Annotated in this window: 19 protein-coding genes; 1 reads left to right on the top strand and 18 read right to left on the bottom strand. The window is 71.3% G+C overall.

The window, feature by feature from the left end; all coding sequences use genetic code 11:
* Positions 1–262 precede the first annotated feature (262 nt).
* From VE614_RS33205 to VE614_RS33180, 6 genes are all read right to left on the bottom strand, one after another.
* On the bottom strand, positions 263–1,891 hold the full coding sequence (locus VE614_RS33205) for a beta-N-acetylhexosaminidase (protein WP_324945975.1): 1,629 nt from the start codon (positions 1,889–1,891) through the stop codon (positions 263–265).
* A gap of 1 nt (position 1,892) precedes the next feature.
* Entirely contained in the window at positions 1,893–2,744 is an 852-nt protein-coding gene (locus VE614_RS33200) for a carbohydrate ABC transporter permease (RefSeq protein ID WP_324945972.1), read from the bottom strand.
* Entirely contained in the window at positions 2,741–3,658 is a 918-nt protein-coding gene (locus VE614_RS33195; protein ID WP_324945969.1) for a sugar ABC transporter permease, read from the bottom strand. Before VE614_RS33195 ends, VE614_RS33200 begins: the two co-directional genes overlap by 4 nt.
* 41 nt (positions 3,659–3,699) lie before the next feature.
* On the bottom strand, positions 3,700–4,992 hold the full coding sequence (locus VE614_RS33190; protein ID WP_324945966.1) for an extracellular solute-binding protein: 1,293 nt from the start codon (positions 4,990–4,992) through the stop codon (positions 3,700–3,702).
* Between the two features lie 199 nt (positions 4,993–5,191).
* Positions 5,192–5,479 carry a DUF3039 domain-containing protein gene (locus tag VE614_RS33185; protein ID WP_274239322.1) on the bottom strand — a complete coding sequence of 96 codons (288 nt, stop codon included), beginning with the start codon at positions 5,477–5,479 and terminating at the stop codon, positions 5,192–5,194.
* A gap of 30 nt (positions 5,480–5,509) precedes the next feature.
* Positions 5,510–6,082 (bottom strand): YqgE/AlgH family protein, encoded by a 573-nt coding sequence (locus VE614_RS33180; protein ID WP_324945960.1) that lies wholly within the window; start codon positions 6,080–6,082, stop codon positions 5,510–5,512.
* 299 nt (positions 6,083–6,381) lie between these two features.
* Here VE614_RS33180 and murA point away from each other — a divergent pair, with 299 nt between their 5' ends.
* A complete protein-coding gene (gene murA, locus VE614_RS33175) occupies positions 6,382–7,722 on the top strand; it encodes a UDP-N-acetylglucosamine 1-carboxyvinyltransferase (RefSeq protein WP_324945957.1) in 1,341 nt (446 codons plus the stop codon).
* Between the two features lie 163 nt (positions 7,723–7,885).
* On the opposite strand, the gene VE614_RS33170 is transcribed toward murA, so the two are convergent.
* The 12 genes from VE614_RS33170 to VE614_RS33115 all read right to left on the bottom strand — a co-directional run bounded on the left by VE614_RS33170 (position 7,886) and on the right by VE614_RS33115 (position 20,729).
* A complete protein-coding gene (locus tag VE614_RS33170) occupies positions 7,886–8,167 on the bottom strand; it encodes an HU family DNA-binding protein (protein ID WP_003990598.1) in 282 nt (93 codons plus the stop codon).
* A gap of 382 nt (positions 8,168–8,549) precedes the next feature.
* Positions 8,550–9,965, bottom strand: a complete 1,416-nt coding sequence (locus VE614_RS33165) for an NAD-dependent malic enzyme (RefSeq protein ID WP_324945953.1) — start codon at positions 9,963–9,965, stop codon at positions 8,550–8,552.
* Positions 9,966–10,343: 378 nt separating this feature from the next.
* The gene (locus VE614_RS33160; RefSeq protein WP_324945950.1) at positions 10,344–12,662 is read right to left on the bottom strand and encodes a HelD family protein; all 2,319 of its coding nucleotides are present in this window, start codon (positions 12,660–12,662) and stop codon (positions 10,344–10,346) included.
* 218 nt (positions 12,663–12,880) lie between these two features.
* Positions 12,881–13,666 (bottom strand): zf-HC2 domain-containing protein, encoded by a 786-nt coding sequence (locus VE614_RS33155; protein ID WP_324945945.1) that lies wholly within the window; start codon positions 13,664–13,666, stop codon positions 12,881–12,883.
* Positions 13,667–13,716: 50 nt separating this feature from the next.
* The gene (locus VE614_RS33150; RefSeq protein WP_318275539.1) at positions 13,717–14,241 is read right to left on the bottom strand and encodes a sigma-70 family RNA polymerase sigma factor; all 525 of its coding nucleotides are present in this window, start codon (positions 14,239–14,241) and stop codon (positions 13,717–13,719) included.
* 276 nt (positions 14,242–14,517) lie between these two features.
* Positions 14,518–15,129: a CGNR zinc finger domain-containing protein gene (locus VE614_RS33145; protein WP_324945938.1), complete on the bottom strand. Its 612-nt coding sequence runs from the start codon at positions 15,127–15,129 to the stop codon at positions 14,518–14,520.
* Between the two features lie 200 nt (positions 15,130–15,329).
* Positions 15,330–16,505 carry a uroporphyrinogen-III synthase gene (locus VE614_RS33140; protein WP_324945934.1) on the bottom strand — a complete coding sequence of 392 codons (1,176 nt, stop codon included), beginning with the start codon at positions 16,503–16,505 and terminating at the stop codon, positions 15,330–15,332.
* Positions 16,506–16,604: 99 nt separating this feature from the next.
* Complete coding sequence (locus VE614_RS33135; protein ID WP_324945931.1) at positions 16,605–18,014, bottom strand: nitrate/nitrite transporter; 1,410 nt, start codon at positions 18,012–18,014, stop codon at positions 16,605–16,607.
* 147 nt (positions 18,015–18,161) lie between these two features.
* Complete coding sequence (locus tag VE614_RS33130; protein WP_324945928.1) at positions 18,162–18,950, bottom strand: hypothetical protein; 789 nt, start codon at positions 18,948–18,950, stop codon at positions 18,162–18,164.
* A gap of 78 nt (positions 18,951–19,028) precedes the next feature.
* On the bottom strand, positions 19,029–19,712 hold the full coding sequence (locus VE614_RS33125; protein ID WP_324945924.1) for a contact-dependent growth inhibition system immunity protein: 684 nt from the start codon (positions 19,710–19,712) through the stop codon (positions 19,029–19,031).
* An 11-nt stretch (positions 19,713–19,723) separates the two neighbouring features.
* Positions 19,724–20,029, bottom strand: a complete 306-nt coding sequence (locus VE614_RS33120) for an RNase A-like domain-containing protein (RefSeq protein ID WP_324945921.1) — start codon at positions 20,027–20,029, stop codon at positions 19,724–19,726.
* Between the two features lie 28 nt (positions 20,030–20,057).
* Positions 20,058–20,729 (bottom strand): hypothetical protein, encoded by a 672-nt coding sequence (locus VE614_RS33115; protein ID WP_324945918.1) that lies wholly within the window; start codon positions 20,727–20,729, stop codon positions 20,058–20,060.
* Positions 20,730–20,774 lie beyond the last annotated feature (45 nt).

The following is a 20,774-nucleotide window of genomic DNA, read 5'->3' as shown; positions in this document are numbered from 1 at the left end:
TGCTGCCGTACGGTACGTGCTGACAGGGCGGACGTGGCAACTCTGGCACATCTTCGCAGGGCCCGAACGCGGGGGTCCGCTAGGAGGCATTCGCCCACCTCACCAGGGAGATGCCCCGTTTTCAGGCAGCTGATCCGGTGTGCGCGAATTGCCCCTCTTCGGTGAAGCCGTCGGCGTTTTCCCATTTATCTGTTCGGGGCGGCCCGTCTGCTGTTCGGGGCGGGCCGCCCACCTGTTCGGGAGCCCGGGCGGGGCCGGGCGGCTACCTGTTGGGAGGCGGGCCGTCGATCGGGCGCCCGAGCACGCCCGGCCGCCGTTGCCACGGCCGCGGCCCGGTGGGCGGCCGGTAGGCCACGCCGAGGGCGTCGAGCCGCCGGTAGTGGGCGGTCATCCGCCGCTCGAAACCGGCGAAGTCCCGCTCGGGCGGGGCGGGCAGCGTGCTCCAGGCGACCTCGGCGAAGGCGGCGAGCCTCGGGAAGGCCTGGTAGTCCACGCGCGCGGCGTCCTCCATCACCTCGGTCCACACGTTGGCCTGGGTGCCCAGCACATGCCGGGCCTCCTCGGGCGTCAACTCCGGGGGGACCGGCTCGAACCGGAAGACGTCCTCCAGGGTGCGGACGTACCCGATGGGGACCGGCTCGTCGGCGCCCGCGTCCTGCCGGTGGTCCAGGTAGACGTGCTGCTCCGGGCACATGACCACGTCATGTCCCGCGCGCGCGGCCGTCACCCCGCCCGCGTAGCCGCGCCACGACGACACGGCCGCCCCCGGCGCGAGTCCGCCCTCCAGGATCTCGTCCCAGCCGATGAGCCGGCGCCCCCGCGCGGTCAGCCACCGGTCGAAATGGCCGATGAACCACGCCTGGAGCCCCTCCTCCCCGGCCAGCCCGAGTTCCTTCACGCGCGCCCGCGCGACGGCCGACCGCCGCCACTGGTCCTTGGGGCATTCGTCACCCCCGACATGAATGAACCGCGAGGGGAACAGCTCCAGCACTTCCTCGAAGACCCCTTCGTAGAAGCGCAGGGTGTTGTCGGTGGGGGCGAGGACGTGGGGAGAGATCCCCCAGTCGTCCCAGACGGAGAGCGCGGTGGTGTCGATGACATCGGTGTTCCCGAGTTCCGGATACGCGGCGATGGCGGCCTGCGAGTGGCCCGGCACGTCGATTTCCGGGACGACGGTGATATGCCGCTCGGCGGCGTAGGCGACGATCTCCCGGATGTCGTCCTGGGTGTAGTGGCCACCGTGCGGCTTCTCCTCCCACAGCGGTGAGGCCCGGTGACCGAATTTCGTCCGCGCCCGCCAGGCGCCGACCTCGGTCAGCCGGGGGTACTCGCGGATCTCGATCCGCCAGCCCTGGTCGTCGGTCAAGTGGAAGTGGAGGACGTTGAGTTTGTGCGCGGCCATCAGATCGAGGTAGCGCAGCACACCGTCCTTCGGCAGAAAGTGCCGGGCGACGTCGAGCATCAGGCCGCGCCAGCGGAAACGGGGGGCGTCCTCGATCACGACCATGGGCACGTCCCACTCCCGGCGAGCCGGATCGACCGGCGCCCGCCGGAAGGCGTCGGGGCCCAGCAGCTGACGGAAGGTCTGCGCGCCCCAGAAGACACCGGCCGCGCTGCCGCCGTCGACGCGGATCGCGTGCCCGTCGACGACCAGGCGGTACGCCTCGGGTGCCAGCTCCGGGTCCACGCGCAGCACGATGCCGTTGTCGTCGCGGCCCTCGGCGAACGGCAGTCCGGTGGCGGCGCCCACGGTGCCCCGCAGCCAGCGCGCCACCCCCTCGGTGCCGGGCTCCGCGCGCAGCACGGTCTCCTCGTCCAGCGGGAACGCCCCCCGCGCGGGCGGCACCCAGCGGCCCTTACGGGGAGCCGGGATCAGATCCTCGAAGCCCATGTCAGTCCTTCACCGCTCCGCCCAGTCCGGAGACCAGCCGTCGCTGTACGAGTACGAAGAAGATCAGCACCGGAATCGTCATCACCGTGGACGCCGCCATCACGCCGCCCCAGTCGGGATCGTCCGGCTTGTAGAAGACCAGCAGGGCCATCGGCAGCGTCGACTGCGAGGTGTCGCTGATGATGAACGACTTGGCGAACAGGAAGTCGTTCCAGGCCGAGATGAAGGAGAACACACTGGTGGCCACGAGCCCCGGGAAGACGAGCGGGAAAAGAATCCGCCACATGAATCGCGCCCGGCTCGCCCCGTCGATGTACGCGGCCTCCTCCAGCGCCTCCGGGACCGCCTTCACAAACCCCCGCAGCATCCAGATCGCGAACGGCAGCGAGAAGGCGATGTGGGGCAGGATCAGTGACCCGAGAGTGTTCAACTGACCGGCGTCCCGCATGAGGAAGAACAGGGGGATGGTGAGCGCTTCCACGGGCACCATCTGGGCCACCAGAAACATGATCAGCAAGGTGGTCCGGAAGCGGAACCGGAATCGTGTCACGGCGGTCGCCGCGAGAAACGCGATCAACGCCGAGGCGATCACCACGGTGCCGGCGACGAGCAGACTGTTGAGGAAGTAACGGCCGAATTCCTGCTGTCCGAAGACCCGCCGGAAGGAATCCAGCGAGGGCGCGAGCGTCCAGGGACGCGGCTCGCTCGACTCGATCTCCCCGGCCGGCCGGAAGGCGCTCAGCACCATCCAGTACAGCGGGAACGCCACCACGGCCGCCACCAGCAGCGCCGACGCCTCGGCGGCCAGCCGCCAGGGACGCCGTACGCGTACGAGAACTCTCGCGGAATTCACAGCTTCTCCCCCTGCCCGCGCAGCAGCCGCAGATACCCGAGCGTCACCGCGAGCAGGATCAGCAGCATCACCACGCCGATCGCCGAACCGAGGCTGTACTCGGAGGAGGCGAACGCCCGCTGGTAGGCGTAGACGTTGAGCACCAGGTTCTGCCCGGCGATACCGCCGCCGTTCGTCATCACGTAGATCTGGGTGAAGACCTTGAAGTCCCAGATGACCGACTGGATGGTCACGATCGCCAGGATCGGCCGGAGCATCGGCGCGAGCACCGACCGCCAGATCCGCCACTGGGAGGCACCGTCCAGCGCGGCGGCCTCCAGCACCTCGGACGGCACCGCGCGGATGCCCGCGTACACCGTCACCATCACGAACGGGAAGGAACACCACACCACTTCGAGCAGCACCAGCAGGAACGCGCTGTAGCGGCCGTACGTCCAGGAGTGGCCGCCGAGCCCGAGCACCCGGTTCACCGGCCCGAAGTCCGGGTCGAACAGCAGCAGCCACACCGTCGACCCGGTCACCGCCGGGGTGGCCCACGCCCCCAGCGCGGCCAGCATCAGCACCAGCCGGGGCAGCGCCCGCACCCGGGTGAGCAGCACGGCGAGCGCACAGCCCACGGCGAGCGTGCACACCACACAGGCGGCGGCGAACAGCACGGTCGCCAGCAGCACGCGCCAGAACTGCTCGTCGCGGAACAGGGCGCGGTAGTTGCCCAGCCCCCGGAAGGAGGTCGGCTCCCCTCCACTGACCTGCGCCTGCGTGTACTCCAGCAGCGAAATCAGCCCGAGCTGGCAGACGGGGTAGACGAGCAACCCACCGAGAACCACGAGCGCGGGCGCCAGATACAGCCACGGCACGCTCCCACCCGCCCAGGGACGCGCGGAACTGCGCGACGAGCCACTGCGGGGCCGCACGCGCCGACGCACAGCACCCCCCACCGCCGTAGGCACACCCCTCACCCCGCGGAGCCGAACGCGTCGTTCATCCTCTTCGCCGCGTCCCGGGACGCGGCCCCCACGTCCTTCCGCCCGCTGACGATCTCCTGGAACATCGTCGGCAGCACCAGCGAGGAGTCGATCCGCGCCCAGGCGGGCGAGACGGGCACGAACTTCGCCCCGGCGGCCAGCGTCGCCACGAAGGGCTTCACGAACGGCTCCCTGGCCGCCGCCTCCCGCCGTACGTCGGTGAAGGTCGGCAGGAAGCCCATCGCGTCGAAGAGTTCGCCCTGGGTCCGCTTGGACGCGAGCCGTTTCATCAGGTCGACGGCGAGGGTGCGGTGCGAGGTGCTCTTCAGGACGCCGATGTTGTTGCCGCCCGCGAAGGCGGGCGCGATCTCCCCGGATTTCACTCCGGGGAGCGGTACGACGGCGTACTTGCCCTTGACGGCGCCCGCCTCGACGGCCGCGTGGCTGAAGTCCCCGCCGATCGCCATGCCCGCCTTGCCGGCGGCGAAGGCGGTGATCGTGTCGTTGCCGGTCATGCCGGCGCACTTGGCGGCGGGGCAGTTGTGGTCGCCGAAGAGGGAGGTGTAGGCCGTGATGCCGCGCCGCGCGGCGGGGCTGTCGACGGCGGCGGTGTACGAGCCGCCCGTGCCGGCGGCGAGTTCGCCGCCGTGGGCCCAGAGGAACGGCAGGGCGCCGTAGGTGTACGCGCCGCCGACGACGAGACCGTACAGATCCGGCCGGGCGGCCCGGATCCGCCGCGCTGTGCCGGCCAGCTCGTCCAGGGTCCTGGGCACTTCGAGACCGAGGCCGGCGAAGACGTCCGTGCGGTAGTAGAGCGCGCGGACGCCGACGAAGAACGGGGCGCCGTAGACCTTGCCATCGACCGTCACCGACTGCCGGGCGGCCGGGTCGGTGTCCCTCGCCTCGTCCCAGGCGGTCACGTCCCGGGTGACGTCGGCCAGTCCGCCGTCCCGTACGTATCCGGCGGTGTCGGTGTTGCCGTACTCGATGACGTCGGGGGCGGACGCGGGGTCGTTGAAGGCGGCCTTGACGCGCTGGGCCCGGGTCTCGACGGGGATGTACTCGACCTGGACCTCGACGCCGTCGTGGGCCTTCTCGAAGCGGTTCACGACCGCGTCGACGACCCGTTCCTTGGGCCGGTTGTCGACCTCCTGGAAGAGCCAGACCCGCAGGGTGCCGGTCTTCTCGTCCTCCCCGGAGGCGGAGGTGCCGGTGGTCTGTGGGGCGCAGGCGGTGGCGGCCAGGACGGCGAGGAGCACGGCCAGCCGGGCGGGGAGCTTCATGCAGCAGCCTCCGAGCGTTGCAACATATGCAATGGATGTTTCGCTCTGCACAACATCAGGGAGGGTAAGGAGTACATGAACATGCCGACAAGAGGTCTCCACCACTTCGTGACACACGTCGACACGCACGAAGGCCCCCGGAGCACGCCTCAGCGCACCCGGGGGCCTCGCGGAACGTCAGCAGGACCAGGCGGACGGGTTACTTGTCGCCCTTGCCCTTGCCCTTGTCGTCGCCACCGGCGCCCATGGACTCGTAGATCTCCTTGCACATGGGACACACGGGGTACTTCTTCGGGTCGCGGCCCGGCACCCACACCTTGCCGCACAGCGCCACGACGGGGGTGCCGTCGAGGGCGCTCGCCATGATCTTGTCCTTCTGGACGTAGTGGGCGAAGCGCTCGTGATCACCGTCGCCGTGCGACACCTGCGGCGTCGGCTCTACGAGGGTCCCCGTACCAGTCCCGCGCTCGGGCTCGAGAGTGCTCATGGAACCCAAGAGTACTGAAGCTCACATGCTTCAGTTGAGCGACGGGTCGTCCGGATACGTGGCCACCATCGCCAGTTCGTTGCGCTGGCGGCGCAGCACCTCCCGCCAGAGTCTCTCCGGGGCAGGGGAGGACACGTCCCCCGGCTCCGACTCGACCACGTACCAGGCGCCCTCCACCAGCTCGTCCTCCAGCTGGCCGGGGCCCCAGCCCGCGTACCCGGCGAAGATCCGCAGCGAGCCGAGAGCGGAGGCGAGCAGCTCCGGCGGCGCCTCCAGGTCGACCAGGCCGATCGCCCCGTGCACCCGGCGCCAGCCCAGTGGGGCGGCGTCCCCGGAGGCCCCGCCCGGGACGACGGCGACCCCGAGGGCCGAGTCCAGTGACACCGGGCCGCCCTGGAAGACCACACCGGGCTCGCCGGCCAGGTCCGCCCAGCCCTCCAGGATGTCGCCCACGCCCACCGGCGTCGGACGGTTGAGGACGACACCGAGGGAGCCCTCCTCGTCGTGGTCGAGAAGGAGCACCACCGCACGGTCGAAGTTCGGGTCCGCCAGGGCGGGCGTGGCCACGAGCAGCCGCCCTGTGAGCGAGGACACCTCGGTCATGCCAGACATGATCCCGCATCTTCCCCCTGCGTGGGGAGGCAATCCGGACGCCCGGATGAGGGCAGCCAGGGCGCACCGGCGCGCCCCGCGCGCACGGTGGCGTCCACGGCCCCCGGGGTCCCTGCCCCGGCCGCCCGCGCCCCACCGCGCCGGTGACCCCATGTGCCCGGCGGGGAACGGTTCGTGTTGTGACACAGCTATGACGTACCGGGGCGGCACTTGGGCTTACAGGAGTGGGGTCCGCGGCGATTACTCTGTCTCTCCTGCCCTGCCTCCCACTCCAACGGAACGCGAGATTCATGACCGTCAACGACGATGTCCTGCTTGTCCACGGCGGAACCCCGCTGCAGGGCGAGATCCGTGTCCGCGGCGCGAAGAACCTCGTGCCGAAGGCCATGGTCGCCGCGCTGCTGGGCAGCGCTCCCAGCCGGCTGCGCAACGTTCCGGACATCCGCGACGTGCGCGTCGTCCGCGGGCTGCTGCAGCTGCACGGGGTGACGGTCCGGCCGGGCGAGGAGCCGGGCGAGCTGGTGCTCGACCCGACGCACGTCGAGAGCGCCAACGTGGCTGACATCGATGCCCACGCCGGTTCCAGCCGCATCCCGATCCTCTTCTGCGGCCCGCTCCTGCACCGCCTCGGCCACGCCTTCATCCCGGGCCTGGGCGGCTGCGACATCGGCGGGCGGCCCATCGACTTCCACTTCGACGTGCTGCGCCAGTTCGGCGCGACGATCGAGAAGCGGGCCGACGGCCAGTACCTGGAGGCCCCGCAGCGGCTGCGCGGCACCAAGATCCGGCTGCCGTACCCGTCCGTCGGCGCGACCGAGCAGGTGCTGCTGACCGCGGTGCTCGCGGAAGGCGTGACGGAACTCTCGAACGCGGCCGTCGAGCCGGAGATCGAGGACCTGATCTGCGTCCTGCAGAAGATGGGCGCCATCATCGCGATGGACACCGACCGCACGATCCGCATCACCGGTGTGGACAAGCTGGGCGGCTACACCCACCGCGCCCTCCCGGACCGCCTGGAGGCCGCCTCCTGGGCGTCCGCGGCGCTGGCCACCGAGGGCGACATCTACGTCCGCGGCGCCCTGCAGCGCTCGATGATGACGTTCCTGAACACCTACCGGAAGGTGGGTGGCGCCTTCGAGATCGACGACGAGGGCATCCGCTTCTGGCACCCGGGCGGGCAGTTGAAGTCCATCGCCCTGGAGACGGACGTGCACCCCGGTTTCCAGACCGACTGGCAGCAGCCGCTGGTCGTCGCCCTCACCCAGGCCACGGGACTGTCCATCATCCACGAGACGGTCTACGAGTCCCGGCTCGGCTTCACCTCCGCGCTGAACCAGATGGGCGCCCACATCCAGCTCTACCGCGAGTGCCTGGGCGGCTCCGACTGCCGCTTCGGCCAGCGCAACTTCCTGCACTCCGCGGTCGTCTCCGGACCGACCCGGCTCCAGGGCGCCGACCTGGTCATCCCGGACCTGCGCGGCGGCTTCTCGTACCTGATCGCGGCCCTGGCCGCCCAGGGCACGTCCCGCGTCCACGGCATCGAGCTGATCAACCGCGGCTACGAGAACTTCATGGAGAAGCTCGTGGAACTGGGTGCGAAGGTCGAACTGCCGGGCAAGCCCCTCGGCTGACCCCACCAGCGCAAACGCCGATGGGGCGGTCACCCGGACTCCCGGGTGACCGCCCCATCGGCGTTTGCTACGAGGCCCCGAAAGGGGCGCGGGGAACTGCGCGACCAGCCAGAGGCGGCCGGCAGTCGCCCACGGCGCCCACCACAACGGCGCTCGGGCGGGCTTACTTGCCCTTGGCGGCTTCCTTCAGCTTGGAGCCCGCGGAGACCTTCACGCTGTAGCCGGCCGGAATCTGGATCGGCTCGCCGGTCTGCGGGTTGCGCGCGGTGCGAGCGGCACGGTGGGTGCGCTCGAAGGTCAGGAAGCCGGGGATGGTGACCTTCTCGTCGCCCTTGGAGACGATGTCGCCGACGACGTCGGCGAACGCGGCCAGCACGGCGTCGGCGTCCTTGCGGGTCACCTCGGCGCGGTCGGCCAGCGCGGCCACCAGCTCACTGCGGTTCATGTTGTTACTCCCGTGTTCTTCTTGCTGTTGGGGCGTGCCACGCGGCGGAGCCGCTGTCGGGCACAGCGAGGCCGATGCTGCCAGGGCCCTCGGACGGCCCCCGGACCCGGGTCCGCCGTAGGACACTCGCGACGCCTTGGGGGTGCCCCCTGGACGAAGTCCTTGGGGGAGCATCCTGCCCCTACCTGCGGCGGGAAAGCCAATCCGGCACCCGTAGGAGTCGTGAGAACACCCTTGGGAGTCACACGAAAAGCGCCACTGACCGGCCGTCCACCCGAGTGGGCGGCCGACGGCCCGCTCACCCTAGAGGGCGGCCGGGGCCGCGAGGTTCCACGACGCGCCGTGATCCCGGCGCATCGTGGCGATCCTCACAGCGGGAGGGTCAGGCGGTGGCGCCCGCCGCCTTCGCCGCGTCGCGCACCGCGCCCGCCACGGCGCCCGCGACCTTGTCGTTGAAGACGGACGGGATGATGTAGTTCGGGTTCAGCTCGTCCTCGGTGACGACGTCCGCGAGGGCCTTGGCGGCGGCGAGCATCATCTCGGTGTTCACCGTGCGGGACTGGGCGTCCAGCAGGCCGCGGAAGACGCCCGGGAAGACCAGCACGTTGTTGATCTGGTTCGGGAAGTCGGAGCGGCCGGTGGCCACAACTGCGGCCGTCTGGCGGGCGATTGCGGGGTCGACCTCGGGGTCGGGGTTCGCGAGCGCGAACACGATGGCGTCGTCGGCCATGGCGGCCACGTCGTCGCCGTCGAGGACGTTCGGGGCGGAGACGCCGATGAAGACGTCGGCGTCGCGCACGGCCTCCCTGAGGGTGCCGGTGATGCCCTCGGGGTTGGTGTTGTCGGCGATCCAGCGCAGCGCCGAGTCGGGGGCGGCGTCGACCAGGTCCTCGCGGCCGGCGTGCACCACGCCGTGGATGTCGGCGACGACGGCGTGCTTGACGCCGGCGGCGAGCAGCAGCTTGAGGATGGCCGTACCGGCCGCGCCGGCGCCGGACATGACGACGCGCACGTCGCCAACTCCCTTGCCCACCACGCGCAGTGCGTTGGTGAGGGCGGCGAGCACGACGATCGCGGTGCCGTGCTGGTCGTCGTGGAAGACGGGGATGTCGAGGGCCTCGCGCAGCCGGGCCTCGATCTCGAAGCAGCGGGGCGCGGAGATGTCCTCCAGGTTGATGCCGGCGAAGCCGGGGGCGATCGCCTTGACGATCTCGACGATGGCGTCGGTGTCCTGGGTGTCGAGGCAGATCGGCCAGGCGTCGATGCCGGCGAACCGCTTGAACAGGGCCGCCTTGCCCTCCATGACGGGCAGCGCGGCCTTGGGGCCGATGTTGCCCAGGCCCAGCACGGCGGAACCGTCCGTCACGACCGCAACGGAGTTGCGCTTGATGGTGAGGCGGCGGGCGTCCTCGGGGTTCTCGGCGATCGCCATGCAGACGCGGGCCACGCCCGGCGTGTAGACCATGGAGAGGTCGTCACGGTTGCGGATGGGGTGTTTCGACGCCATCTCGATCTTGCCGCCGAGGTGCATCAGGAACGTACGGTCGGAAACCTTGCCGAGCGTGACGCCCTCGATGCCGCGCAGCTGCTCGACGATCTGGTCGGCGTGCGCGGTCGACGTGGCGGCGATCGTCACGTCGATACGGAGCTTCTCGTGGCCGGACGCGGTGACGTCGAGGCCGGTCACCGAGCCTCCGGAGGACTCCACGGCGGTGGTGAGCTGCGAGACGGCGGTTCCGCTCGCGGGCACCTCCAGCCGGATGGTCATCGAGTAGGAGACGCTGGGCGCCGTTGCCATGGCCGACTTCCTCTGCTTTCACCGTGTCGCGAAGTTGTGCCGTCCGATCGTCGCACCTACCAACGAGTAGGCAGTAGTCACCCCGGATTGCGGACGTTTTGTTCACAGGGCGACGCGACTTTCGGAAAACATCTTCCACGATACGAGAATCGATCAGCCAGTGCCAGGGCAACAAAGAGGCCCACGTCACATCGGACGTGGGCCTCTTCGTACGTTCATGACACCGACCCGCCATGCTCGCCTCGCGGCAAGTGGTCGCTCGTAGCGACGAAGGTTGGGCCCGGGGGCTTGGATCGGGCCGGTGTCACATCCAGGCTAACAAACGATCCCGGACGGCCATTCCCCTCGCGGGGAAAACACTCCGCGCCCACCACAGGCTCAGTCCCGGAGCAGGTCCGGCACCCCCGTCGCGTCCGGCTCGTCGCGCTCCCCGGAGACCACCGTCAGCTGCTGGGTGGCCCGGGTCAGGGCCACGTAGAGCACCCTGAGGCCCGCCGGGGACTCGTCGGCGATCTCCGCCGGGGAGACGACCACCGTCGCGTCGTACTCCAGGCCCTTCGCCTCCAGGCTGCCGAGCGCCACCACCCGGTCGCCGAGCCCGGCCAGCCAGCGCCGCGCCTCCTCGCGCCGGTTCATGGCGACGACCACGCCGATCGTGCCGTCGACCCGCTCCAGCAGCCGCGCCGCCTCCTCGCGGACGGTCTCCCCCAGTGACTCCCGTACGACCGTGAAGCGCGGCTCCACGCCCGTCGAGCGCACGGCCGACGGCGACTGTGAGCCCGGCATCGCCAGCGCCAGCACCTTCGCCGCCAGCTCGGCGATCTCGGCCGGGTTGCGGTAGTTCACGGTGAGCCGGAAGCGGCGGCGCGGGCGGGTGCCCAGGGCCTCGTCACGGGCCGCGGCCGCCTCGTCCGGGTCGGACCAGGACGACTGCGCCGGGTCGCCGACGACCGTCCAGGTGGCGTGCCGGCCGCGGCGGCCGACCATGCGCCACTGCATCGGCGTGAGGTCCTGCGCCTCGTCGACGATGATGTGCGCGTACTCCACCCGCTCCTGCGCCAGCCGCTCGGCGCGCTCGCGCTGCGACTCCTCGCGCACCGGCATCAGCTCCTCCAGGCCGGTGAGCTGGTCCAGCGGGTCCAGCTCGCGCTTCTTCCGGGGGCGGGCCGGGGCGCCGAGGAGGGCGTTCAGCTCGTCGAGGAGCGCGATGTCGTGCACGGAGTGACCGTCCCGCCGCAGGGAGCGGGCGACCTTGCGGACCTCGCCGGGGTTCAGCACCCGCCGGGACCAGCGGCCCAGCCGCTTCTCGTCGGCCATCGCGGCCAGCACGCCGGCCGGGGTCAGCTCCGGCCACCAGGCGTCGAGGAAGCCGATGAAGGAGTCCTCGCTCGTCACGTCCTCGTCGAAGGAGGAGCGCAGCTCGGCGGCCAGCTCCGGATCGGTGTGCCGGCCGGCGGCGCCCGACTTCTGCCACAGGGCGTCGAGCAGCAGCTTGCGGGCGCGCGGGCGGAGCAGGTTGACGGGCGCCGTGCCGCCGAGGGCGGCCTGGCGGATCCGGCCCAGCTCCTCGGCCTCCAGCTCCAGCCGCCGGCCGAAGGCGACGACCCGGAGCCGGTCGGGCGAATCGTTCCGTTCCAGCGCGCCGCGCGCGGCCTTCCGCAGCACCTTGAGCATGCGGGAGGAGCCCTTGGCGCGGGCCACGGCCGGGGAGTCGTACACGGTCGCCTCGGCGCCGACGGCGTCCACGGCGAGGGAGCCGATGGCGCGGATCGCGACCTGGCCCTCCTCGCCCAGCGAGGGCAGCACGCCCTCGGTGTACGCCACCAGCAGCGGGGTCGGCGAGACGATCAGGATGCCGCCCGCGTACCGGCGCCGGTCCTGGTAGAGCAGGTAGGCGGCGCGGTGCAGCGCGACGGCGGTCTTCCCCGTTCCCGGGCCGCCCTCCACGTACGTCACCGAGGCGGCGGGGGCGCGGATCACCAGGTCCTGCTCGGCCTGGATGGAGGCGACGATGTCCCGCATGGTGTGGCTGCGGGCCTGGCCGAGCGCGGCCATCAGGGCGCCGTCGCCGATCACCGGCAGCTCGTGCCCGTCCAGGAACGCCTTCAGCTCGGGGCGCATCAGGTCGTCCTCGACACCGAGCACCCTGCGGCCCTTGGAGCGGATGACGCGGCGGCGTACGACCCGCCCCGGCTCCAGGGGGGTGGACCGGTAGAAGGGCGCGGCGGCCGGGGCCCGCCAGTCGATGACCAGCGGGGAGTAGTCCTCGTCGAGAACGCCGATCCGGCCGATGTGCAGGGTCTCGGCGATGTCGGCGGTGTTGTCGTGGCGTACCGCCCCCTCGGCGGGCTCCACCGAGGTGTACGCGCCGTCGGGACCCTTCTTGCCGTCCTTCCCGAGCAGCAGGTCGATCCGGCCGAACAGGAAGTCCTCGAACTCGTTGTTCAGCCGGTTGAGGTGGACGCCCGCGCGGAAGACCTGCGCGTCCCGCTCGGCGAGCGCGCCGGGCGTGCCGACCTGGCCGCGGCGGGCCGCGTCCTGCATGAGGAACTCCGCCTCGTGGATCTTCTCCTCCAGGCGGCGGTACACCTTGTCCAGGTGCTCCTGTTCGACGCAGATCTCGCGATCGCGTACGGAGTCGTGACCGGTGTCCTGAACCGGGTCGACCGCGGAAGTCTGCTGAGCCTGTGCGGCCACCGGGCCCCCTTCTGACGTGCTGGGCAGCCGTCCACCGTACGCGAAGGGGGTGGCCTTCGGCTACGGGGGCGCCTACCGAGGAGGGGGGTTCCGTCCGGCGGCGGGCGCGGGTGTGTCGTGGCTGGTCGCGCCCGCGCGGCGGAGCCGCACATCCCTACAGCCCCGCGCGCCCCTGGGGGGGCGCACCTGCGCGGACCGGCGACCAGCCGCACCCGGTGTTACGCGTCCACCTCCACCAACCGCTTGCCCTCGAAGGTCATGACCTCGAAGTGGTCGATCTCCTCCGGCGTGAACGCGGCGCCGCCGTGCACGTACAGCGGCTGCTTGGCCTGGTCGGTGGTGGCGCCCGGGATGCCGTAGCCCCAGTCCGGCACCGACCAGGAGGTGACCGTCTCGCGTTCGCCGTTCTTGCCGACGGCGATCAGGGAGCACTTCAGCGGGCCCTTGACGTTCTTCAGCTCCAGGACCGCGTGGGTGCCCCAGGCCTTCTTCTCCAGCGCCACGGTCGCGCTGACCTGGGTGCCGGGGTCGGTGGCGGTGACCTTGTCGTCGATCTCGTCGAAGGACGCCTTGGCGGGGCTGGTGGCGTGGGCGGAGACCGGCCGGCCGCCGCCGCCGTCGCCCCCGCTGGTCGCCACGGCGACGAACGGTCCGCCGACGATCAGCGCGGCCGCCGCCGCGACCATGTAGAAACCGCGCCGGCGCTTCTGCGCGCGGCGCTCGGCGACCTCGTCGACGAGTCTCTCCGCCAGCCGTGGGCTGGGCTTGGCGGAGAGGGACTCGCCAATCGCGGGCGTGCCGGCGCCGGGCAGGTCGGCGAGCGCCGCGAGCATCGGCTCCATCCCGGCCAGCTCGTCGAGCTGCTGGGCGCACCACTCGCAGGTCGCGAGATGCGCTTCGAAAGCGGTTGCTTCGGCGTCGTCGAGAATCCCGAGGGCGTAGGCGCCGACGGTCTCGTGTTCGTTCGGGCCCGTGGGTCCCTGTGGCCCCTGAGATCCCTGCATGGGGCCAGACATACCCGGACCCCCCGCGCCGTATCCCCCGTACCCACTCATCACGCCGTCACCCCCCGCTCCTCCAGTGCCAGCTTCATCGAACGCAGTGCGTAGAAGACCCGGGAGCGCACGGTGCCACTCGGTATCCCCAGGGTCTGAGCCGCCTCATTGACGGTACGCCCCTTGAAGTACGTCTCGACGAGCACCTCCCGGTGTGCCGGGGTCAGGTCGTCGAGCGCGTCCGACAGCGTCATCAGCCACAGCGCCTTGTCGATCTCGTCCTCCGCGGGGATGACCTCCAGCGGCGACGGGTCGACCTCCTGCGGCCGGGCCTGCCGGCTGCGGTGGCCGTCGATGACGATGCGCCGGGCGACCGTCACCAGCCAGGGGCGTACCGATCCGGTCGCTCGGTTGAGCTGACCGGCGTTCTTCCAGGCACGGATGAGCGTTTCCTGCACGACGTCCTCGGCGCGCTGCCGGTCTCCGGCGACCAGGCGCAGCACATAGGCGAGCAGGGGTCCGGCGTGCTCCCGGTACAGCGCGCGCATCAGCTCCTCGTCGGGCTCCGAGGGCTGCGCGGACATGCGATGTCGGGCCCTCGTTCCACGTTCCTTGGCCACGACGGAATCCTTGCGCACGCCCACCTCCGATGTCCGGGGGTTCCCCCAGCCGGTCGCTCAACGACGGGTACGCACGCGACGCGTGGGGTGTTCAAAGCGGGGCGACAGATTTCTGCGCGGTGCCGCGACGAGGCGGACATGCCGCCGCAATTCCCCCCTACGGCCTCTACATTTCCCCCACGCGGTCAAGGGCGGGCGGGGAGGGCCGTGTTGGCCCCGCGGGGGTCCGTGTCACGTGCGTCACTCCGGCAGCGGGGCACTGGTGAGCGCGGCCCGGCGCCGGTGCCGCGCCACCCGCTCGCGGTTCCCGCACACCTCGCTGGAGCACCAGCGCCTGCGCCGCCCGCGCGAGGTGTCGAGGTAGACGATCGGGCAGTTGTCGCCCGCGCACTGCCGCAGACAGGCCCGCGCGGCGGGGTCGGTGAGCAGTTCCACGGCGTCCCGGGCGACCGCCGCGAGCAGCGCGGGACATTCGGGCGGGCGGTCCAGCCGCCGCACGAGCGTGCCGTCCTCGGCGCGCACCGCGCGCGGGGCCGGCGGCGCGGCGCGGGCTGTCTCGTTGAGGCGGGCGAGCGCGCGGTCGTACCCGGTTCCGTTCCCTGCGGGCCGCAGCGCCCCGCGCACCAACGGATCGATCCGGGCGCGCAGTTCGCGGAAACACAGCAGCCAGGAGGCGTCCGCGTGCCCGAGCGGGGTGCCCGGCGGCACCAGTCCGGCCCCGGTGATCCAGGCGCGCAGCACGTCCACCGAGTCCAGCCGTTCGCCCGGATGCGTGGTCGCCAGCAGGTCGAGACAGCTCCGCCCGGCGTCGAACCGCAACTCGGGGGTGTCCGTGGCCGTACCCAGTGCCATGCGCCTGTCACCGCCTAGGGGTCACCTGGGTGTTCCCTCCTACAGTGCCTGCCCGCTTTCCCGGCCGGAACCCCTGAAGCGGCCACGGACCACACGCGGATGGGCGGATCGGACGCCGGGCGATGTACGGGCCGGACGCCGGGCGATGTACGGATCAGGCCCGGGCCGGTGCACGGATCAGGCGCCGGGCAGGGTACGGATCAGGCGTCCGCGTACTTGGCGTCGGCCGCCGGGTCGAGGGCCAGGCGGTAGCCGCGCTTGACGACGGTCTGGATCAGCTTCGGCGCGCCGAGGGCCGTGCGGAGGCGGGCCATCGCCGTCTCCACGGCATGCTCGTCGCGTCCGGCGCCGGGCAGCGCGCGCAGCAGGTCCGCGCGGGCCACCACCCAGCCCGGCCGCCGCGACAGGGCCCGCAGCAGGGACATCCCGGCGGGCGGCACCGGCCGTAGCGCGCCGTCGACCAGGACCGCGTGCCCGCGGATCTCCACCCGATGCCCGGCGACCGGCAACGCCCGGGAGCGGGCGGGCAGTTCCTGGCAGAGCAGCTGGACGAGCGGGCCCAGCCGGAAGCGTTCGGGCTGCACGGTCTCCACGCCGTGGGCCTGGAGCGGCAGCGCGGTGACCGGTCCGACGCAGGCCGGGAGGACGTCGTGCTGGAGCGCGGTCAGCAGTTCGGGCAGCAGCCCGCGCTCCTCGGCGCGGTTGAGCAGGGACTGGGCGGCCGGCGCGCTGGTGAAGGTGACCGCGTCCACGCCCCGCGAGACCGCGGCGTCCAGCAGCCGGTCCACGGGCGACAGGTCCTCCGGCGGCATCCACCGGTACACCGGCACCCCGACCACCTCGGCGCCCGCCGCCCGCAGCGACTCCACGAACCCGGGCAGCGGCTCACCGTGCAGCTGTACGGCGATCCGGCGCCCCTCGACTCCCTCTTCGAGCAGCCGGTCCAGCACCTCGGCCATCGACTCGGAGGACGGCGACCACTCCTCGGTCAGCCCGGCCGCCCGGATCGCGCCCTTCACCTTCGGCCCGCGGGCCAGCAGTTCCACACCCCGCAGCCGCTCCAGCAGCGACTCGCCCAGCCCCCAGCCGTCGGCGGCCTCGACCCACCCCCGGAAGCCGATGGCGGTGGTGGCCACCACCACGTCCGGTACCCGGCCGAGCAGATCCTTCGTGGCGGACAGCAGCTCGCTGTCGTCGGAGAGCGGCACGATCCGCAAGGCCGGGGCGTGCAGGACCGCTGCTCCGCGCCGCTGAAGCAGCGCCCCCAGCTCATCGGCCCGGCGCGCGGCCGTCACTCCCACGGTGAACCCGGCGAGGGGCCCGTGTTCGGCCCGCGTCCGGGTCCCGTTGTCCGGTCCCTGCTGTTCCTCGTACATAAACTCTCGTCCCGCACTCGAGTTGCCGCACCTACATGCCGCCGAGCCTGTCAACGCCGCGTGACAGGCTCGGTTCGGCTCGATGTCGCCGGTGTTACGTCACACCTCGGCGTAGCTGAGCTGCGGCTTCTTCTGGGTGGTCGCCTCCGACGCGGGGGTACGGCCCGCGGGGCGGCGAAGGTATACGGACCAGGTGACCACGAAGCAGGCCGCGTACCAGACCAGGAAGGCGACGAAGGCGCCGGTGCCGGTGCCGTAGGAGAGGAAGGACTGGCGGAAGGCCATGTTGATGCCGACCCCGCCCAGCGCGCCGACCGCGCCGATCAGGCCCATCGACGCCCCGGACAGCCGTCGCCCGTAGGCCGCGGCCTCCTCCCCGCGCAGCCCCCTGGCGAGGGCCTTGGCGTGGAAGATGCCGGGGATCATCTTGAAGGTGGACCCGTTCCCGAGCCCGCTGAGCACGAACAGCACCACGAACACGGGCACGAACAGCGCGAGTGTCTTCTGCATGCTGGCGTAGACGAGGACGGCGGTCGCGGCGCCCATGCCGACGTAGTTGCACAGGCTGATGCGGGCCCCGCCGTAGCGGTCGGCGAGCCAGCCGCCGAGCGGCCGGATCAGGGAGCCGAGCAGCGGGCCGATGAAGGTGAGATAGGCGGCCTGGAGCGGCGTACGCCCGAACTGGTTGGTGAGCACCTGCCCGAAGGCGAAGGAGTACCCGATGAACGACCCGAACGTCCCGATGTAGAGGAACGACATGATCCAGGTGTGCGCGTCCTTCGCGGCGTCCCTGGCGGCCCCGGTGTCGTTCTTCACCTTCTCCAGGTTGTCCATGAAGAGCGCGGCGAGGACGGCGGCGGCGAGGATGAGCGGGATGTAGATCCCCAGCAGCACGCGCGGCCCGCCGCTCGCCCCGATGATGGCGAGCGCGACGAGCTGGATGACCGGCACGCCGATGTTGCCGCCGCCCGCGTTCAGCCCGAGCGCCCATCCCTTCTTCCTGAGCGGGAAGAAGGCGTTGATGTTGGTCATGGAGGAGGCGAAGTTGCCGCCGCCGACACCGGCCAGCAGGCCGACGAGGAGGAAGGTGGAGAAGGAGGTCCCCGGCTCCATCACGGTGAACGCGGCGATCGTCGGGATGAGCAGCATGGCCGCCGAGATGACCGTCCAGTTGCGCCCGCCGAAGATCGCGACGGCGAAGGTGTAGGGAACGCGGACGACCGCTCCGACCAGGGTGACGACCGAGGTCAGCAGGAACTTGTCGGCCGGCGTGAGCCCGTACTCCGGGCCCATGAACAGCACCAGCACCGACCACATGGTCCAGATCGAGAACCCGATGTGCTCGGAGAGCACGGAGAAGAGCAGGTTCCGCCGGGCGATCCTCTCCCCCTTCTCCTTCCAGAAGGTCTCGTCCTCCGGATCCCACTCCTGGATCCAGCGCCCGCCCCTGCCGGGGGACGGACCCCTGCCGGGGGACGGGGGTGCGGGGGCTGAACTAGGGGCCGTCATGACGCCTCCACGGTGCTCCGGGCTGGGGTACGTCCCGAAGGTAGGGAGGGCGCGTTTCCGGACTGTGGCTGTGGGTGACCGGAAAGGAACTTTGCTCTCACCCCGGGGGGAGGGGGGATGAGAGGTCGTCTGCGGCGGGGGCGGTGATCAGTGGGCCGGGGGCTGCTGGGCGTACGGCGGGTGGGGCTGCTGGGGTGGGTAGGGCTGGTGGGCGTAAGGGCCGGGGGCGGCGTACGGCTGCTGCGGCGGGTGGGGCTGGCCGTACGGCTGCTGGGGCAAAGAGGACTGCCGGCCGTATGGCTGCTGAGGCGCGTAGGGCTGGGCGAACGGGTTCCCGTGCCCCGGCAGGTAGCCGCCCGGCGGCAGATACCGCACCCGCCCGCTCTCGTCGGTGACCGGCGTGAACCCGGCGGCCTGGAGCCGCGCCGCGAACTTCGCGTTGCGCCGCCGGTTGAAGAAGAACCCGAAACCGGTGACGCCCATGAGGACCGCCCAGAGGATCCCCGCCCACAGCAGCGCGCCGGACCCGTCCTGCACGCCGACGGCGACGGACCCGGCGGTGGCACCCAGGGCGGCGAGGAGCAGCCGCCTCTCGACGCCGTTCCCCGTGAGGTCGAAGTTGATCCGCGCCTTGAGCAGCTCCAGCGCGTCCGGCACGAACGGCGGCAGCGAGACCCCGTCCCCCGCGTTCGGGTACTGCGCCCAGTTCTGCGCGGCCCGCGTGCGGGCGTACGGCGACGGATCGGGCACGATCAGCATCACGAGGGCGCTGTTGTTGGCCCCGCCCTGCCGTACGTCGGCGTACTCGTAGCCGAACTGCTGGGCCACGAAGGCGAGCCGGGCGAGCTTCTTCACGGACGCCATGCCGCTCGTGACCTGGACGGGCTCTCCGCTCGCCATCAGCCGCAGCATGCTCTGTATCTGCCGCTTGCTCACCTGGACCCACTTCCCGCGCCACTTCGGTCACGCTGTTCACTTCCGCAACGCGGGGCAGTTTTCCACACGGGCACGCGACTACAGAACCGGCGGCCCGTACTCGGCGATCGGCTGCGCCAGCCGGTCAGCGGCATACGCCAGCCAGCCGCTCGGGGTGTACGGGGCAGGCGGGTCCACCTCCATGCCCAGCTCGCCGAGGGCCAGCGCATAGCTGGTCTCGTCGAGGTCGAGGGCGAGGAGCTCGTGCAGCTCACCGACGAGCCGGGCGACGACGCGCGGATCGGTGGCGGTCCTGTAGTCGGTGACCGCCGTGTCATGGTCCGCGAACTCGTCGGGCATGTCCTGCGAGAACCAGCCCCCGAGGAACTGGCCCAGCTCCGGGAAGCGGGCGTGCCACTCCCAGTGGGTGGCGGGCGGGGCGGGCGGCGGCACCTCGCCCTGCTCGACGCTGCGCCGGAGGTGGTCGGCGAGCGTGAACAGCCACTCCTGGACCTCGCCCTCCGGGAGGCCCACGTCGGGGATGGCGTAGAACTCGCCCAGCCGCAGCCGGAGCCGTCCGGGCGGGTTCTCGGCGTACTCCCGCACCTGGCGCTCGGCGACGGCCAGTGCCCAGGGCCGGGTGTGCCAGGTGTGCCGGAGATACGCCGTCAGGGCCTCACCGGGCGCCTCCGGGGTGTCGTCCGCCGGCTGCCCGGTGTACGCGCGGATCACCTGGTCCAGTTCGCCGTAGCGGCGGTCGTGTTCGAGAGGGCTGAGCGGCACGGGTCGGGCCTTCACAGGTAGACGGGGAACGTGGCGTGGACAACGAAGCCGTGCGGGGCCGAGGCGTCCCGCCGGAGCACGACCCGCGCGGCCCGCACGTCGACGGGCTCCCGCCCCGCCAGCATCATCGCCTGCAGCAGCACCCGGCCGACCGGCTCGGGCCGCGAGGGCCAGGACGCCTCGATGGTCAGGCGCGGGCGGGTGCCCTGGGCGAGCCAGCGGTGGATCAGCTGCTCGTTGGCGGTGACGACCTGCTGAGTGGCCCACTGGGCGGTTTCGCGGTCGGGATAGGTGGCGGACCGGTTCACGGACGGCATGGCGGACGGACCTCTGGTGGATGTCGGGTCAGGGCAGGGCGACGTGTTCCCGCCGCATGTGGTCGTCGACGGCCTGGAGCAGCTGACGCAGCGCCTGGGGGGTCGCCCAGCCGACGACCGGAGACAGGCCGTCCTGCATGGCCCGCTCTCCCGGGAAGAGTACGAGGGCCGACTGGGCCTCCGCGGCGAGCGGGGCCAGGAACTCACCGCAGTAGGGATGTTCCGAATCGATCGCCGCTTCCAGGGATTCCGCCAGGGTCGGGAATTCTCCCCCGTACACCCAGTTGACTCCGAATCCGGAGAGCTGGGCAAATCTCACGTCGATCTCCCAGCGGGACAAAGGAAGCTCGTCGTAGTCGTCCTCCAGACCCTGTTCCAGGGTCCGGATTTTCGACGCCAGCGAGTGCAGGTACGCGGCGGCGTCAGTTCCGGCTCCGGCCCGTTCCAGAAGCTGCCAGAAATTCTCGGGCGGGCTTTCCCGGCCGCTGTCGCAGAGACCGGCGGTGTGGTCGAGCAGCGCGGCCACGGTGGCGATCGGGCACAACCAGTCCGTCGCGACGGTCGCGCGCGTGGTCCGGATGAGACGCCGCAGCTCGGCATCGAGGGACAGCGCTCCCCCCGAGTCCCTCACCAGGGCTGCGATTTCCAGGACCCTGCGCATCGGGCCGTCGACGAAGAGCCGCGCGGTGTGCGGGATCAAGCTGTCACCGTCCTCTTTCCACGAACATGCGTCACCTGGGACCGG

Origin of the sequence: Streptomyces sp. (assembly GCF_035645055.1) — a bacterium.
Lineage (GTDB): Bacteria > Actinomycetota > Actinomycetes > Streptomycetales > Streptomycetaceae > Streptomyces.
This window is presented reverse-complemented; position numbering and strand designations above follow the sequence as displayed.